The organism is Roseibium sp. AWQ4_290 (assembly GCF_056160985.1).
In genome coordinates, this window is record NZ_JBSWYG010000006.1 from 130699 (window position 1) to 146008 (window position 15310).

Genomic DNA, 15310 nt, shown 5'->3' on the forward strand with positions numbered 1-15310 from the left:
CAAAGAGGAATTGGACATGAGCACATCTCTGCGTATGGAAAAGGCCGGGCCCGGCCATCTCAAAGAGATTGTGGCGATCATCAATGCGGGAGCAACGCGTGCGCGCGCAGGCCGGGAATTTGACGACTGGCAAGCCTACCGGCCTGCATTCGAAGCGCTGTGCGCAGCTCCCGAAGCCGATATCTATGTGGCGCTGGAAGTCCAGCGGCCTCAGGCAGCACAGGAGTTTCGGGAGGCGGAGACGGAGCTTGTGGTGGGCACCTATCAGATCCACTTTCTGAAAGGCCTTGCCTTTCGCGGGCGGCCGCGGGTCGAGCTGGAAAGCGTTCACGTGTGCGCCAGCCGGCAGGGCGCTGGCATTGGCCGTTTCATGATGGCCCACGCGGAAGATCTGGCCCGCGCGGCCGGTGCCTGCCTGATCCAGCTCACTTCCAACCGGGAGCGGGAGGGCTCGCATGCCTTCTACCGCCGTCTGGGCTTTGACCAGAGCCACCTTGGCTACAAGAAAATGCTGATTGAGCAGCCGATCTGATGCCATGGTGAACAGAAGGTTGAGAGGCCTTGTCAAATTTTCCGATAAAATCATTGAAATTAAAGGGCAATTCGAAGCGATATGCTTACTGGCCTGTTAAATTCAGCTTTGTTTAAAGCTTTGTTCGCATTGCGTTAAACCTGTTTTTTTACCGCCCCTTTAAATGCTCCTGCTCAAGTAGAGCCCATGAAACGAAGGGAAAAGCTTGCACAAAGCTTTCGTTTCAAGATCAGCCTGTCCTTGGCCAAGTCGTGCCTTAAAAGGATGTGTTGATCACCTGGGGACAGGGTGTCTTGAACCAGCCGGAAATCGGCACAGGAGACCCCTGGACGTCTTAGACAGAGACAAGGGGAGCAACATGGCTCGTTTTGAAATGCATTCGGCCGACATGGCCGCTCTGGGCGAAAAGCCCGTCACCGCCGACATCCTGTTCCAGATGGGTCTGGACAGCGCCAGTGGCCGCCACGGCGCCACGGATCTTGTGACGGCGCACAAGTGGTTCAACATCGCTGCCCTGAAGGGCAACAGGGATGCGGCGCAGTACCGTAAGGAAATCTCCGGGGAAATGAGCTCCTCCGAGATCGCTGAAGCGCAGCGCTGCGCCCGTGAATGGCTGTCCATGCATTGACCGGTGCGGCCGGGCAGCCCAGCCGTGTCCCGGCCCCTCTTTTGCAGCATCGCAGCAGTCCACAAGGCGGCGCTTGCCGGATCAATAGACCGGTGCCAGCCCGTGTTCGTCCCATATGGAGCGGTCGATCGCCGGGCCGAGCGCAAATTCAAACTCGGACACCGTCTTGCCGTCCGAGGCGACTTCGCAGCGATAGGCCAGCTCATACCAGACCCCGTTGCTTCTGAGGGCGCCGGCCGGCACGGAGATTTCATTGCCATCGCGCTGAGTGTTCTTGAACGCATGGGGGGCCACCCGGGTGGGCCGGAAGCCCCGCCGTGCGTGGCGCACCTGTTCCATCGCCTCCAGCGCGCAGACCTGATCCTTGCGGTCGTCGCCTGCCAGTGTACCGAGCATCTGCCGGGCCTGGGCCGAGCGCGGGTCCGCCAGGACGCGCGCGCCGTAAAACGAGGTTGCCCGCTGCCAGCCCCAGTCACTCCCGTCCACTTGCGGTTCCTGGGGCTCTTGCGGCCTTTGCTCTTCGGGCAGCACTTCCTGCTCCGGCTGGGGCAGGGCGGCCTGTACCTCTTCCGGCAGTTCCTGCGGCGCGGGCGCTTCCAGATCGCCCTTGGTGCTTTCCGGCGGCGGCGGTGGCGGCGGCGGCTCGACCGGCGGGGCCAGGGCACTTGGCGGCAGGATCTCGATGGAAATGGAGCGCGGCCCGTTCACATTTGACAGCTGCGGATATAACAGCCCGCTGAACAGGAGCGCCGCCAGAAGGTGCAGCGTGATCGCGCAGACCCAGGAAATCCTGTCCGCAACGAACCTGTTGATGCCGGGAGCAGCGGCGCTGATCACTACTGACGATCCTGCCAAACGAAATACCAAGACAAAGACCCAAGCCGACAACGGTGTCGCAAATATGAAACCGATCTGCCTGCGATCCTGAAACGCTGGAAAAACCTGAGGAGGGCACTGCTGACGCCGGCAGATCCGGGACCGTGCCGGCCCGTCTGCACGCACCCCTCAAGGCCGCCCTCCCAGCGCAAAACCGGAGGCGTTTTACCAGACACCGGCAGAAACAACAATATGCCCGGCCGTTTGCTGTTTTGTGACTTAACGTCAGGGTTAAGGCCGGAGCAAATGCCCGCCCATGCCCACACCACGGGCCTGTCCGGGACCAGGCCGGCCGCAAGTGGTCCGGCAGGTTTGCCGGCCGGACCGGGTAATACATGGCGTCATTCCGGCGGGCCTGGGTGCTCATGGCCTGCTGACGGCCCAGCCCCGGGGGCTGACCTGTCAAATCTATGAAACGGCAATTGTTTGGGCGGATCTGGAGCGGTGTGCAGCGTGGAAAACTCACCCGGCTTTGAAAAAAGGCTTGCGTCCCAGGGCACTGGATTCTAAACGGGACGGGCCGGAGAGGTGGCCGAGTGGTCGAAGGCGCTCCCCTGCTAAGGGAGTAGGCCCGGAAGGGTCTCGAGGGTTCGAATCCCTTCCTCTCCGCCATTTACCCCAAATTTGGCTGTTTTCTGCGAACCTCACTTAGAAACCTAGCGTTTCTGCCGTTTTTGGGTAGGAATTGGGTAGAATTTGGGTAGAGAACTGGGTAGAATTTTTACCCATGGCGGAGAGTAGTTTTCTATCGCTCTGCCCTGGGTCCTATGCGCTCTTAGTCGCCTAATTTGATAGCGCTTTTATGATGTCCTGATAATCCTCGCTTACTAGATCTGCCAAGAAGCTCCACGGTACGTGAACTTCGTGTGACCCAAAAACATACGGTAGAACGTCGTAAGGAGAGAAATTAAATGTCATGCCATGTTGGTTGAAATTGAAATTCGCTAAAAGCTTCCAGACTTGTTCGTCATCTCTATAGTTATCGAAAAATGAGTTCTCTGAAATTTCACCATCGAAGGCGGCAATTATGACCTTCTCACAGTAGTCCAAAATTTTCTGAGCGTTCTTTGTCGAGTGTTCGATAAGTCCTTCAATGCTGATTGAACCAGCGCCCTCCCCAAAAAAGTTTAACGTTGTGATGTAATGATTAGGATGAGCTGCCCTTGCATATCCAAAATAAACGTAAAACCTGAGGGAGAGCATGCTCTTGTCTCGGAAAAATTCTTCAGAGCTAAATGACCACACATGTTTAAGTTGTTCGCCCTCTTCAGTAACCGTATCTTCCTTGTCGAATAGTCTCTGGAAATCACTTCTGTTGCCAAAAAAGCTATCAAGGGCCTTAGAAGCTATCGCCCCATTGATAAAATCCCAATACAGGCCATCTTCCTCATATTGGATGTATTCGCCGTGACATTCGTACGTCGGTGATGAGTCCTCAAATTCGATCTTTTTGCTTTTTTGGGGCTCTTGGTGCTCTCTGACAAAAGAGCTAGATACCGTCGCATTTTCAGGCGCTAATTGTGACCGGCGTCGTTCCACTCCTTCAGAAAGTCTTTGTTCCCAACCTTCCTCGAAATCAAAATATTGAAATCTAGTTAGCTCAACCGGCATTTGAATCGGTTCAAGTCTGATGGCTATAACGTAGAGCGACCCAAGCGGTTGATCATCGACTAGTCGCAACGTTTGACGGATTTCACGATTTACGACACCTGCTCTTTCGAGAATAGCTGCAGAGCAAAGATGCACCGCGAGATCGGCCTGTCGTTGACCAAGGTCTCGCTCCTGATCCCAATCTGTTCCTGCGACCAATGAAACTTTGTCGAACCAAACTTCATCACCTTGCGAAACAAGATAATTGTACACCTCTCGTGCACGTTCTTCATGCTCCGATGGATAGCCGAGAAAAATTTTCACTTGAGACCTCTGAAAGAATCTATGTTTTCAGGTTAGCAAACGATTGGCTTCTTGCAACTAAAGGTACACTAAAGAAGATCTGACTGTCTTTGATCTCAATGAAATGACCCCTCAACCGGAGGGGGGCAAAGATGGCAACTCAATTGAGTAGAATTTGGGTAGAAATTGGGTAGAAAATGGGTAGAATCTCTACTCAAATTAGCTTAAGCTATTGAAAAATATAGGAAGATATTTCTGAAGAGAGAATCCCTTCCTCTCCGCCATAAAGCGCCGTTTACCGCGCTTCAGAAGGCGGCGCCATTGCTATCCGGATTCGCTGGCAACCTGAGCGAAACGGACAAAAGTAATTTCCAATTTCCATGTCAGAAGTGCGGACTTAACCGACCTTCACCGCATGTCCACTTTTGTGTATTTTGCAGATAGACAACTGTTTGCTCTGAGCGAGGTACGCTTGAAAACGATTGGTATACTCGGCGGCATGTCTGCCGCATCTACGCAACTCTATTATGCTGAACTTTGCAGGCTAACCCGTGAGCGACTTGGCGGATTGCATTCACCGCAATTGCTCATTCGTTCACTGGATTTCGCCGAGATAGAAGTGCTTCAAGTGAGAGGCGACTGGGCACGTGCTGGCGATATTTTAAACAATGAGGCCAAAGCTCTTGAGCGCGGCGGTGCCGACGTCCTGATCCTTGCGACGAACACAATGCATAAGCTCGCTGAGCAAATGATGTCTGGTGTCGGCATACCTTTGCTTCACATTGCTGACACGACCGCAAAGGCAATTCGTAATGCTGGGTTAGAACGCCCCGGTCTCATGGCAACGGCATTCACGATGGAGCAAGACTTTTACACCGGGCGTCTACGGGACGCTGGTCTCGAGCCAGTCTTGCCAAACGCGTCCGACCGGGCAGAAACGCATCGCATAATATATGCTGAGCTATGCAATGAAATCACGACGCCAAGCAGTGAAGCTCAGTATGAGCTTATTGCAAGCCGCCTCCGTGATGCCGGTGCGGATTGTTTGATCCTCGGTTGTACCGAAGTTGGTATGCTGCTCAATCAAAGTAACGTATCGGTTCCAGTATTCGACACGACACTCATCCACTGCGCGGCGGCAATAGATCAGGCATTGAAGTGACAACTTAGCATTCTGTTGGCAGTTTCGCTGGACAGAAATACGTCATTCGCTGCATTCCGACAAATGTGCAGGTTGAGCTCCAAGCAGACCTTTGCTGCGCTTCAAACAGACGTCCGCGATGCGGACGAAGCGGCCATTAATCCCACCGCGTTTTTCAGAGCACGGAAAAGCGATAGACGTTGTTTAGATAGCCCTGATCATCAATGAGAAAGTGTGTCTCGCCAACGTGTTCAAAGCCTTTCCCAAGATAGAAAGAAATCGCCGGATCATTTTCAGCATTGGTTGTTAACCATACAGAGTCGACAGAAATATCGCGACAGTGATCGAGCGCCGCAGACAGGAGACGTTTCCCAATACCCTTCCCATGGTGTCTTGGCTGAACGTAAAAGGTGGAAATCTCTACGTCAGAACATCCATCTACTGGCGCAGGGCTGTTCGAAGATACCCTTATGAAGCCATCGATTCCTTCGGCGTTCTCAGAAACCAACATGAATTGTTCGGGGTCACCAATTAGCTTCTTGGTCTTTTCAACCGTGAATTCTCCTAGTGCATAATCCGCAAAGAATGCACTCACGCCTTTCTTCAGGTAGGTGCCTATCCATACCTCGATTGAGATAGCTGCGATGCTTGATGCGTCGGAGTAAGTTGCTGCGCGAAGAACCATGCTCTTGTTTGACACCCTTTCTGCTTTTGAGAAAGCTGTTTTCCTCTTCAGGTATGGGCTCGGACCTGACTTTCGCCGCGCGGGGCATGGAGGTCTGATCTGATAGTTTTGACTGTCGCGAGAGGCTCTGACATCGAGTTTGTCAATCAGTGTTTAGGGCTATAGCGTAGGTATCGTTCTCGGTTTCGTCGGCTTCGGCCCGCCATTTTCCCAAATGCCGCGCCCGGAGAAATGGGTTAGATTCTACGCCGCAGAGAGAGTTGACTTGGCCTCCTGAACCAATGGTTTGCGTGCCGGAACGCGGCCCTTCTTTCTTGTCGAATCTCCCTGGTTCAAAGCCGGGTGCAAGGTGGCCAGAGCTGATTGTTGGCGGCCGAAAGTCAGGTCCGCAGGACACAGCGCCTTTCTCCCTTTCTCACACCCGTGCAATCGCGATGTTCAAAAGAACCTGGCGTTTTTCCTTTAGGGCGACCTGAATGGCCCGGGCGAGGGCGCCGGGGAGGGCAGGGCCGTCGGTGACGGTTTCGGTATAGGCGCGGCTCGCCTCGGCGGTTCTGGTGAAGTCCGGGCTCGGGCGGAGGCTTGTCAGCGGCACGTCATTGGCCCGGGATGCGTGGCCGTCCTGATAGGTGTTGGTGACCGAGTGGCGCACGGCGCCCCATTCCTCATTGTTCAGAACCAGCGTGATGACCGGCAGCTCGAGCGCTTCGGCCACCTGGTGGCAGGCGGCCGGGTTGGCGAACATGTAGCTGCCGTCGCCCATCGTGGCAAAAACCAGCCGGTCCCGGTCCGCCAGCTGGGCGCCGAGGGCTGCCGGCAACCCCCAGCCGAGGCCACCGGAATGAGGTTCCTGGAAATAGCTGTTGTGACTGTCCGCATCGAGCGGCTCCAGCGGGCAGCCCAGCTCGTGAAAGACCGTTGCCTTGCGGCCTGTTTCCGCCTGGGCCTTGATCGCCTTGCCCAAACACAGGCTCACCCACTCCTTGCTCATGGGGCTGGCATTCCCGGCCTCGGCCTGGGCGGTAACGTCCCGGCGCCGGGCGGCGGCAAGGTGGGTGACCTTGGTGCGGCGCTCGGCCAGGAGGGTCTCGTCCCGGGCCAGCGGCGCCATCGCCTGAAACAGGGCCAGCAAGGTTTCCGAAGTTTCCCCGGCAAGGGTGAGATCAGCGGGAAAGGTGCGCACCGGTGTGCGGCTGAACAGCGGGTCCGGACCCAGCTGGATCACCTTGGCGCCGTCCCGGAGCCTCACCTTGTCCGGCCACCAGGGGGCGAGCGCGTTGACCACCAAAATGACATCGGCCTCTTCCAGCAGGGCTTCCGGCGCCGCACCCACCTGCATCGGGTGGGAGAGGGGCACGGCCGGGGTATTGGCCCAATAAAGGGAAATCGGCAGGGCCCAGGCAGTCAGTGCCTCTGAAAGGGCCGCAAACGCCTCCGGCGATCCGGCGCCGCGCTGTGCCAGCACCAGCGGGTTCCTGGCCCCGGCCAGAAGCCGGGCGGCGTCCTCAAGGGCTTTGGGGCAGGGGGCGGCTGTGACAGGTGTTTGCCGGGAAGGGGTTCCAAGCCCGTTCGCGGGTGTCTGCTCGCACAGAACCTCCCGGGGCAGGCTCAGATAGACCGGGCCTTTCGGGGTGGAACTGGCAATGGCCCAGCCCCGGTCCAGCAGTCCGGCAATCTGTTCGGGAAAGCGCAGCTCATAGTCCCACTTGGTCACCTCGCGCACCAGGGCGCTCTGGTCGAACATTTCCTGCCCCCAGCCGATGGGAACGGTGCGGGCGCCAAGCCGGCCACCCTCCATCACCGGCGTCCGTCCGGACAGGACCAGCATGGGGATCTGGTCGCACCAGGCATTGATAAGGCCGGTGGCCCCGTTGGACAGTCCCACATTGGTGTGCAGCATCACCGCCTGTGGGCGGCCGGAAATCTGATAGTAGCCATGGGCCATGCCGACGGCCACATGCTCATGGGGCACAGTGACCGGTTCGGGCAGGTCCAGCCCTTTTTGCGAGGCCTCGATCAGGCCTTCGATGACCGGCGGAAAATCGGTGCCGGAATTGGCAAAGACATAGTCCACCCCGAGCGCCTTCAGCTTGCCAAACAGGGCCCCACCTGCGGTGACGGATGCCGTCTTGTCTGCCGCGCTCATATCGTCCTCCTCGAAACACTCACAGCTCTCTCCGCTTCAAAGCAGGAAAGGCGAATATCTTCAATGGTGTTTTGATTTGTTTCAGGCCTACGCCAAGGGGAATGGGCTTTTCATGTATGCTTTTTTGCCGCAGCTTCCGGCGGCTGCGCTGGTGGGAGGGCTGTGAGCAGCCATGTGTACCTGGCTCCTGCCTTCGCAGGAACGACAAGAAGGTGAGATGGGGCGTGCGGATAGGGACCACGACGTCCCGGCCGCAAAAAGGGCAGGAGGGGACAAAATCTCAGCCAGCAAAAATCGATTCCCTGCAGGCGCCCAGCCGTGGGCTGGGATGATGTTTATCCCGGGCAACCCGGTTTTCCTGTCGCCGCCGGACATCAAAGATGTCAACGCAACAGGAAAAACAGATCGTATTTGGCGGCATGCAGTCCGGTCTAGCCGACGATGAGCTGTTTCAGCTTCATCGATTCGTATTCCAGTTCATTCAGCCGGTAATTCACCACGTCGCCAATGGTGATGATGCCGGCAAGGGCGCCATCCTCGATCACGGGCATATGGCGAAAGCGGCCGTCGGTCATCTTGCGCAGAACCGACAGAAGCGGATCGTCTGGGGTGCAGACTTCCACATCCCGCGTCATGATGTCTTCCACCTTTTGCGACAGGGTCTGGCCCGGAGTTTCCGCAAGGCGGCGCACAATATCGCGTTCGGACAAAATCCCTTGCAAACGGCCGTCCGCGTCCTTGACCAGAACGGCGCCGATGCGCTTGTCGCGCAGCAGTTCCACGGCCTCGTGAAGGGTGTTTTGCGGGCGCAGTGCGAACACCTCCTGGCCTTTGGTCTCAAGAAGCTTGCGGACGGTGGCCGCCTCCGTCGACCGGTTCGTTTGCGGCGTCTGGCTGTGTGTGGTCACGTGCATCTTGTCTTTCCGGCTCGGGGCCTGATAAGAGCTGGGCATGATTTTTTGGCTCCCTGCTTTGTCTCCCAACGTAAAGCAGGACCAGCTTAACCGAAAAAAGCCGGCTTTAGGAACACTCCAAATTGTCAGACGTCAGTCTTACGCCGTTGATTGCAACGATCCTGTTCGTTGCCGCCTGCTTTGCGGGCTATCAGTACCGCCGGGTCTGGGTGCGCGAGGGGCCACGCTGGCAATTGTGGATGTTCGGCCTTGCGGCCGCGCTGTGCCTGGGGTTGGTGGCCTTCGTGCCCCTCAATTGAGCCGGGCCTGAGGAGGCGCTGTGTCAGGGCGTCCAGAAAAAAAGGCGGGCTGAACCAGCACCGCCTTTTTTCAGGTCACAAAAGCTTGAAGTCCGGCGGTCTGATGTCAGCTTTCCATCTCTGCCAGCATCTTGCGTGCCCGCGGGCAGGCAAGCCGCTCGCGCAGCGGGCTGTCGGGGTCGATCTCCTTGCTGCAGACAAGGCACTTGTCCGCATCGGCAATCGCATTCAGCCCGCCGCAGCTGCCCTTGATGGTCTTTCCTGAAAAAATCACGCCGATGGCCATGCCCACGATGACCGTGAGCAGCAGCGCGAATGCAAGAACAAAGGTCAGCACGTCGGTTTCCGTTCCTATGATCAGGCCTGAAGCGCCGTAAAGCGCTTGCTGGCGGAGGATACAAACCCTTTATGGGTACCCTCGGCGTGCCGATCAATGAACAAAACGGGCATATCGCGCTGATTCGCCAGGTCCATGCCCCGTTCGGTGCCCAAAACCAGCAGCGCGGTTGCCCAGGCATCCGCCTGCATGGCGTTTTCCGCCAGAACCGTGACCGACGCCGTGTGGTGCGTGATCGGCTTGCCCGTATGTGCATCGATGATGTGCGAATAGCGCACACCGTCCTGCTCGAAATAGTTCCGGTAGTCGCCGGACGTGGCCATGCCCATATTGCTCACACTGGCAATCTGATAGGCCTGACGGGTCATGGCGTCGGGGGTCTCGATGCCGATCTGCCACTTCATGCCGTCCGCATTGTGGCCGGACACATAGATGTCCCCGCCAACTTCCACCATGTAGTCGGTCAGGCCAAAGGATTTGACGGCTGCGGCCATCTGGTCGATGCCATAGCCCTTGCCGATGGACGGCAGGTAGATTTCCGTGTCCGGATGGCTCTTGCGCAGCGTGTTGCCGCTGACATGCAGCCCGTCGCGGCCTGCCGTCTTGAAGGCCGCAGCCACAACAGCCGGGTCCGGTGTGCCGTGATGGCCGGTGGATTTGGCACCAAAGCCCCAGGCTTCGATGACCGGGCCCAGCGTGATGTCGAACTGGCCTTCACTGGCGTGGTTGATGTCTTTGGCGGCTGCGACGACACGCGCCAGCGATTGGGACACGGTCATCGGTTCAGTGGAGCGGTGGGCGTTGAAGCGGGAAACTTCAGAGCCAGCATCCCAGTTGGACATCTGGGCATTCACGGCTGCAAGGTTTTTCTCCACCGCCGCCTTCAGGGCAGCCGCGTCGATCCGCCGGTCGGGATCAAGAGCAGTCACGGAATAGGTCGTTCCCATTGTCGAACCGGAAAGTTCCACAAGATCCGAGCCGCCCTTACAGGCTGCCAAGGACAGGGACATGAGAATGAAGCTACGCCGGGAGAATTTAATGTTCGCTGGCAAGGTAACCGTCTCCAAAAGGTCCAAAGCGACAATCGTCGCGCGTCAAGGGGGCTTTTCCTGCCTTTCGAGTGCTGATTCAACAAAAAAATTTAGGCAACACGCAATTTAGCACTTTTTACCCGAGCAAAAACGTAGCATATGGCGGCTTGATGAAGTCTGGAGGCCATATGCGTGCATAGCTTTAAGCTTAAAAAAGGTCTTGATCTGCCCGTGTCGGGCGCGCCGGTTCAAGAGATCACAAATAAAGGCGGGATTCGGAATGCGGCTGTTCTGGCTGCGGACTATGTCGATCTGAAGCCAAGGCTGGTGGTGCAGGAAGGCGATCCGATTGGCGTTGGTGCGCCTGTGTTTTTCCACAAGGACACCCCGGACGTGATGGTAACGTCGCCGGTTTCGGGACGCGTCAAGGCAATCAACCGGGGCGCACGGCGTGTGCTGATCAGTGTGGAAATCGAAGCCGATGCGTCGGCCGCCGAGCCAGTGGACTTCTCCGCCGTCGGCGATGTGACAACGACGGAGGGGTTGGTAGAGCGCCTGTGCGCCTCTGGTCTTTGGACCGCGTTCCGTACGCGGCCCTATTCGAAAGTGCCTGATCCGGCGGCCCGCCCGGCCGCTATTTTCGTCAATGCCATGGACACCGAGCCGCTTTCTGCGGACCCGGCCCTGATCATTGCAGACAGCGGTGCCGCCTTTGAAAAGGGGCTGGCGGCTGTTGCCTCCTTGAGCGCCGGCAAGACCTATCTGTGCCATGCGGCCGGAACGCAGGTCCCCGGAGCCGGGATTGAGGGAGTGGAGAGCGCCGAGTTTTCCGGGCCCCATCCGGCCGGTCTCAGCGGTACCCATATCCATTTCCTGGATGTTCCAGGCGGTGACAAGACGGTCTGGACCATCGGCTATCATGATGTGATTGCCATTGGCCGGCTGCTGGAAACGGGCAAATACGATCCGGAGCGGGTGATTGCGCTTGCCGGTCCGCTCGCGGCCAAGCCGAGGCTGATCCGCACCACTGCCGGTGCCTCCATGGAAGAGCTCTGCGCGGACGAATTGGGATCTGATGCTCCGGTCCGCATGATTTCCGGGTCAATCCTGAGCGGACGTCTCGGGGAGGGACCCAGCGCCTATCTCGGCCGGTATGCCCGTCAGATCACCCTGATCGAGGAAGACCATAAACAGACGCCGATGGGCTGGATCCGTCCAATGCCCTCGCGGTTTGCGGTGCAGCCGGTTCTGGGCTCGGCCCTGTCGAAAAAGCTCTATGCGATGACCTCCAATTTGAATGGCGGGCGCCGGGCGATGGTGCCCATCGGCACGTTTGAACAGCTAATGCCGCAGGATTTTCTGCCCACTCAGCTGTTGCGCGCCCTGCTCGTAATGGATACGGATCAGGCACAGGCGCTCGGCGCCCTGGAGCTTGACGAGGAAGATCTGGGGCTGGTTGGTTTTGCCTGCCCTGCAAAATATGAATATGGCATCGCACTCCGCGACTGTCTCTCCAAAATCGAAAAGGAGGGCTAGACCTTGGGTTTGCGCAGCTTCTTTGACCGCGTTGAGCCTCATTTCGAGAAGGGCGGCAAATACGAGAAATTTTTCCCGCTCTACGAGATGGTGGAAAGTTTCCTCTACACTCCGAAAACGGTGACCACCGCCGCGCCCCATGCGCGGTCCTATATCGACATGAAGCGGATCATGACCTACGTGGTCCTCGCAACGATCCCCTGCATTCTGGTCGGCCTCTACAATGTGGGCTTCCAGGTCAATGCCGCCATTGCGGTTCACGGCCAGTCTGGCTGGCGGGCCGCTGTGATCGAGGCTCTGGGAATCGGATTTGATCCGGCCAATCCCTTCGCCAACATCGCGCACGGGTTGCTCTACTTCCTGCCCATCTACATTACGACCCTTGTGGTCGGCGGGATCTGGGAAGTGATCTTTTCCACCGTGCGCGGCCATGAGGTAAATGAGGGCTTTCTTGTCACCTCCATGCTTTACGCCCTGATCCTGCCGGCCTCAGCGCCGCTGTGGCAGGTTGCGCTTGGCATCTCCTTCGGGGTTGTCATTGGCAAGGAAGTGTTTGGCGGCACGGGCAAGAACTTCCTCAACCCGGCACTGACGGGCAGGGCGTTCCTTTATTTCGCCTATCCGGCCCAAATGTCCGGGGACACGATCTGGACCCCGGTTGACGGGTTCTCCGGGGCGACCGCCCTGTCCATCACCGCCTCTGACGGCTATCAGCAGCTGGCGGCCCATGGGGTGACCTGGATGGATGCCTTTCTTGGCACGATCCAGGGCAGCATCGGCGAAACCTCGACCCTGGCCTGCCTGATCGGCCTGGCCTTCCTGCTGATCACCAAAATCGCCAACTGGCGCCTAGTGGTCGGTTGTCTGGCGGGTATGATCGGCTTTTCAACGCTGCTCAACCTGATAGGCTCTGACACCAACCCCATGTTTGCGATGCCCTGGTACTGGCATCTTGTGGTTGGCGGGTATGCCTTTGGTCTGGCCTTTATGGTCACCGAGCCGGTCTCGGCCTCCCATACCAATCTCGGGCGCTACTTTTACGGCGCGCTGATTGGCTTCATGGTAGTCATGATCCGCGTGATCAATCCGGCCTTCCCAGAAGGAATGATGCTGGCAATTCTGTTTGGTAACGTTTTTGCACCGCTGATCGACTATTTCGTGGTCCAGGCAAACATCAAACGCAGGGCGAAACGCAATGGCTGAAGACAACGGACAGATTGAAAAAAGCCAGAGCAAGGGTGCGTTGCGCCGGTTCCTGGACCTCCCGCCTGATTCCGTCCCGAAAACGGTGTTCGTGGCTGTCACCCTGTGCCTTGTGGCCTCGATGATCGTATCGGCGGCCGCCGTGTCGCTGCGTCCGCTTCAGGAAGCCAACAAGTTGCGGGACAAGCAGATCAACATTCTGCAGGTGGCCGGGCTCTACGACCCGCAGGCCAATGTGGCCGAGGCTTTCTCCCAGTTCGAGCCCCATGTGCTTGAGTTGGCGACCGGCGACTTCACCGACAAGTTCGATCCGGCGACCTTTGATGAAAAGACGGCGGCAGCTGACCCCGCGACCTCCATTGCCTTGACGGACGACCCGGCCTCCATCGGCCGCCAGTCAAAATACGTTGTCATCTATCTTCTGCGGAACGCGGATGGCAGCCTGAACAAGGTGGTTCTGCCGATCCATGGCTATGGCCTGTGGTCGACCATGTGGGGCTATATTTCCCTCGAAGCGAACGGCAACGATATCTTCGGCTTGCAGTTCTATTCTCAAGGGGAAACCCCGGGCCTCGGGGCGGAAGTCGACAATCCGCGCTGGCGCGCCCTGTGGCGGGGCAAGAAGCTGGAAGGACCGGACGGCAATCTGCTGATCACCGTGTCAAAAACAGCGCCGCCTCAAGGTGAGCAATATCATGTCGATGCTCTGGCCGGGGCTACGCTGACCTCGCGCGGGGTCGACAACATGGTCCGGTTCTGGATGGGCGCGGCTGGTTATGGGCCCTTCCTGGCCAAACTCAAAGCAGGAGAGATCTGATGGCGCAGACCAAGAGAGAGATGTTGATCGATCCGCTGGTCGACAACAACCCAATCACCCTTCAGGTTCTTGGCATCTGTTCGGCGCTGGCCGTGACGTCCTCGCTGAAGGTGGCCTTCGTGATGGCCGTTGCCGTGACCCTGGTGACCGCCTTTTCCTCGATGTTCATTTCCATGCTGCGCAACCAGATCCCGGGTGCGATCCGGATCATCGTGCAGATGGTGATCATCGCCTCGCTGGTGATCATCGTGGACCAGATGCTGAAGGCCTATGCGTTTGAGGTCTCCAAGACCCTGTCGGTTTTTGTCGGCCTGATCATCACCAACTGCATCGTCATGGGCCGTGCGGAAGCCTTCGCCATGAAGAACCCGCCGATTGCCTCCTTTGTCGACGGCATTGGCAACGGCATGGGGTATGGTTTGATTCTGATGCTGGTGGGGATTATCCGCGAGCTGTTCGGCTCCGGCAGCCTGTTCGGCATCTCCATCTTGAACACGGTCAACAATGGCGGCTGGTATGTGCCCAATGGGCTGCTGCTGCTGCCGCCATCGGCCTTCTTCATCATCGGTCTTCTGATCTGGGGCTTCCGCACCTGGAAGCCGGAACAGACCGAGGAAGCTGAATACAAGATCCAGGTGGTGGAAGCGCATTAATGGAACAGCTGATTTCTCTTGCCGTTAAAGCGGTCTTTGTCGAGAACCTCGCGCTCTCGTTCTTCCTGGGCATGTGCACCTTCATCGCCGTGTCCAAGAAGATTTCCACGGCCATCGGCCTTGGCATTTCGGTGATGATCGTGCAGGCGATCACGGTTCCGGCCAACAACCTGATCCTGACCTATCTGCTGGCGCCGGGCGCGCTGGCCTGGGCCGGGTTCGGCAATGTCGATCTGACCTTCCTGGGGCTGATCTCCTATATCGGTGTCATCGCAGCGCTGGTGCAGATCCTGGAAATGGTGCTCGATAAGTATTTCCCGCCTCTCTACAACGCCCTCGGAGTGTTCCTGCCGCTGATCACGGTGAACTGCGCCATCCTGGGCGGATCGCTGTTCATGGTGGAACGGGACTACGATCTGGCTGAGTCGGTCACCTATGGCGTGTCGTCCGGCTTCGGCTGGGCCCTGGCCATCACCGCCATGGCCGGTGTCCGGGAGAAGCTGAAATATTCGGACATTCCCGAAGGGCTTCAGGGCCTGGGCATCACCTTCATTACCGCGGGGCTGATGGCGCTTGCCTTCATGTCCTTCAGCGGCGTCAAACTGTAACGGGAGAGCCC

16 protein-coding genes and 1 tRNA gene are annotated in these 15310 nt (G+C 57.8%); 10 read left to right on the forward strand and 7 right to left on the reverse strand.

Annotation, left to right across the window (positions count from 1 at the left end; translation table 11 throughout):
• Window positions 1-16: 16 nt before the first annotated feature.
• Both ACXAH0_RS08040 and ACXAH0_RS08045 read left to right on the forward strand, forming a co-directional pair.
• Window positions 17-532, forward strand: coding sequence for an N-acetyltransferase family protein (locus ACXAH0_RS08040; RefSeq protein WP_475190176.1), 516 nt, complete (start codon window positions 17-19; stop codon window positions 530-532).
• Between the two features lie 388 nt (window positions 533-920).
• A complete protein-coding gene (locus ACXAH0_RS08045; protein ID WP_475190280.1) occupies window positions 921-1160 on the forward strand; it encodes a hypothetical protein in 240 nt (79 codons plus the stop codon).
• An 81-nt stretch (window positions 1161-1241) separates the two neighbouring features.
• Here the strand turns inward: ACXAH0_RS08045 and ACXAH0_RS08050 are convergent, their stop codons facing one another.
• Complete coding sequence (locus ACXAH0_RS08050) at window positions 1242-1997, reverse strand: DUF930 domain-containing protein (protein ID WP_475190178.1); 756 nt, start codon at window positions 1995-1997, stop codon at window positions 1242-1244.
• Window positions 1998-2558: 561 nt separating this feature from the next.
• Here ACXAH0_RS08050 and ACXAH0_RS08055 point away from each other — a divergent pair.
• A tRNA-Ser gene (locus ACXAH0_RS08055) sits at window positions 2559-2648 on the forward strand.
• 171 nt (window positions 2649-2819) lie between these two features.
• Here ACXAH0_RS08055 and ACXAH0_RS08060 read toward each other — a convergent pair.
• Window positions 2820-3950: a TIR domain-containing protein gene (locus ACXAH0_RS08060; protein ID WP_475190181.1), complete on the reverse strand. Its 1131-nt coding sequence runs from the start codon at window positions 3948-3950 to the stop codon at window positions 2820-2822.
• A 451-nt stretch (window positions 3951-4401) separates the two neighbouring features.
• Here ACXAH0_RS08060 and ACXAH0_RS08065 point away from each other — a divergent pair, with 451 nt between their 5' ends.
• On the forward strand, window positions 4402-5091 hold the full coding sequence (locus ACXAH0_RS08065) for an aspartate/glutamate racemase family protein (RefSeq protein WP_475190283.1): 690 nt from the start codon (window positions 4402-4404) through the stop codon (window positions 5089-5091).
• A gap of 154 nt (window positions 5092-5245) precedes the next feature.
• On the opposite strand, the gene ACXAH0_RS08070 is transcribed toward ACXAH0_RS08065, so the two are convergent.
• From ACXAH0_RS08070 to ACXAH0_RS08080, 3 genes are all read right to left on the reverse strand, one after another.
• Window positions 5246-5755 carry an N-acetyltransferase family protein gene (locus ACXAH0_RS08070; protein WP_475190183.1) on the reverse strand — a complete coding sequence of 170 codons (510 nt, stop codon included), beginning with the start codon at window positions 5753-5755 and terminating at the stop codon, window positions 5246-5248.
• A gap of 415 nt (window positions 5756-6170) precedes the next feature.
• A complete protein-coding gene (locus ACXAH0_RS08075) occupies window positions 6171-7901 on the reverse strand; it encodes a thiamine pyrophosphate-requiring protein (RefSeq protein WP_475190184.1) in 1731 nt (576 codons plus the stop codon).
• 431 nt (window positions 7902-8332) lie between these two features.
• Window positions 8333-8854 (reverse strand): CBS domain-containing protein, encoded by a 522-nt coding sequence (locus tag ACXAH0_RS08080; protein ID WP_475184439.1) that lies wholly within the window; start codon window positions 8852-8854, stop codon window positions 8333-8335.
• An 83-nt stretch (window positions 8855-8937) separates the two neighbouring features.
• Between ACXAH0_RS08080 and ACXAH0_RS08085 the strand changes: the two genes are divergently transcribed.
• Window positions 8938-9114, forward strand: coding sequence for a hypothetical protein (locus tag ACXAH0_RS08085; protein WP_475184435.1), 177 nt, complete (start codon window positions 8938-8940; stop codon window positions 9112-9114).
• Between the two features lie 106 nt (window positions 9115-9220).
• Here the strand turns inward: ACXAH0_RS08085 and nqrM are convergent, their stop codons facing one another.
• Both nqrM and ACXAH0_RS08095 read right to left on the reverse strand, forming a co-directional pair.
• Window positions 9221-9451, reverse strand: coding sequence for a (Na+)-NQR maturation NqrM (nqrM, locus tag ACXAH0_RS08090; RefSeq protein ID WP_475184433.1), 231 nt, complete (start codon window positions 9449-9451; stop codon window positions 9221-9223).
• A gap of 20 nt (window positions 9452-9471) precedes the next feature.
• Window positions 9472-10503, reverse strand: coding sequence for an FAD:protein FMN transferase (locus ACXAH0_RS08095; RefSeq protein WP_475190187.1), 1032 nt, complete (start codon window positions 10501-10503; stop codon window positions 9472-9474).
• Window positions 10504-10674: 171 nt separating this feature from the next.
• Between ACXAH0_RS08095 and ACXAH0_RS08100 the strand changes: the two genes are divergently transcribed.
• Genes ACXAH0_RS08100 through nqrE form a run of 5 tightly spaced genes read left to right on the forward strand, consistent with a single transcriptional unit; the run spans window position 10675 to window position 15299 of the window.
• Window positions 10675-12018: a Na(+)-translocating NADH-quinone reductase subunit A gene (locus ACXAH0_RS08100; RefSeq protein WP_475190189.1), complete on the forward strand. Its 1344-nt coding sequence runs from the start codon at window positions 10675-10677 to the stop codon at window positions 12016-12018.
• A gap of 3 nt (window positions 12019-12021) precedes the next feature.
• A complete protein-coding gene (locus tag ACXAH0_RS08105; RefSeq protein ID WP_475190192.1) occupies window positions 12022-13221 on the forward strand; it encodes an NADH:ubiquinone reductase (Na(+)-transporting) subunit B in 1200 nt (399 codons plus the stop codon).
• Window positions 13214-14038 (forward strand): Na(+)-translocating NADH-quinone reductase subunit C, encoded by an 825-nt coding sequence (locus tag ACXAH0_RS08110; RefSeq protein ID WP_475184421.1) that lies wholly within the window; start codon window positions 13214-13216, stop codon window positions 14036-14038. Before ACXAH0_RS08105 ends, ACXAH0_RS08110 begins: the two co-directional genes overlap by 8 nt.
• Window positions 14038-14691, forward strand: coding sequence for an NADH:ubiquinone reductase (Na(+)-transporting) subunit D (locus tag ACXAH0_RS08115; protein ID WP_475190194.1), 654 nt, complete (start codon window positions 14038-14040; stop codon window positions 14689-14691). Before ACXAH0_RS08110 ends, ACXAH0_RS08115 begins: the two co-directional genes overlap by 1 nt.
• Window positions 14691-15299 carry an NADH:ubiquinone reductase (Na(+)-transporting) subunit E gene (nqrE, locus tag ACXAH0_RS08120; RefSeq protein WP_475184414.1) on the forward strand — a complete coding sequence of 203 codons (609 nt, stop codon included), beginning with the start codon at window positions 14691-14693 and terminating at the stop codon, window positions 15297-15299. The genes ACXAH0_RS08115 and nqrE overlap by 1 nt, the downstream gene beginning before the upstream one ends.
• The last annotated feature ends 11 nt before the right edge of the window (window positions 15300-15310 follow it).

What these genes read in the sequence shown, in the direction of transcription:
- nqrE (WP_475184414.1), top strand. Translation starts at nt 14,691, where the DNA reads ATGGAACAGCTGATTTCTCTTGCCGTTAAAGCGGTCTTTGTCGAGAAC.
- ACXAH0_RS08045 (WP_475190280.1), top strand. Translation starts at nt 921, where the DNA reads ATGGCCGCTCTGGGCGAAAAGCCCGTCACCGCCGACATCCTGTTCCAG.
- ACXAH0_RS08075 (WP_475190184.1), bottom strand. Translation starts at nt 7,901, where the DNA reads ATGAGCGCGGCAGACAAGACGGCATCCGTCACCGCAGGTGGGGCCCTG.
- ACXAH0_RS08070 (WP_475190183.1), bottom strand. Translation starts at nt 5,755, where the DNA reads ATGGTTCTTCGCGCAGCAACTTACTCCGACGCATCAAGCATCGCAGCT.
- ACXAH0_RS08040 (WP_475190176.1), top strand. Translation starts at nt 17, where the DNA reads ATGAGCACATCTCTGCGTATGGAAAAGGCCGGGCCCGGCCATCTCAAA.
- ACXAH0_RS08115 (WP_475190194.1), top strand. Translation starts at nt 14,038, where the DNA reads ATGGCGCAGACCAAGAGAGAGATGTTGATCGATCCGCTGGTCGACAAC.
- ACXAH0_RS08110 (WP_475184421.1), top strand. Translation starts at nt 13,214, where the DNA reads ATGGCTGAAGACAACGGACAGATTGAAAAAAGCCAGAGCAAGGGTGCG.
- ACXAH0_RS08080 (WP_475184439.1), bottom strand. Translation starts at nt 8,854, where the DNA reads ATGCCCAGCTCTTATCAGGCCCCGAGCCGGAAAGACAAGATGCACGTG.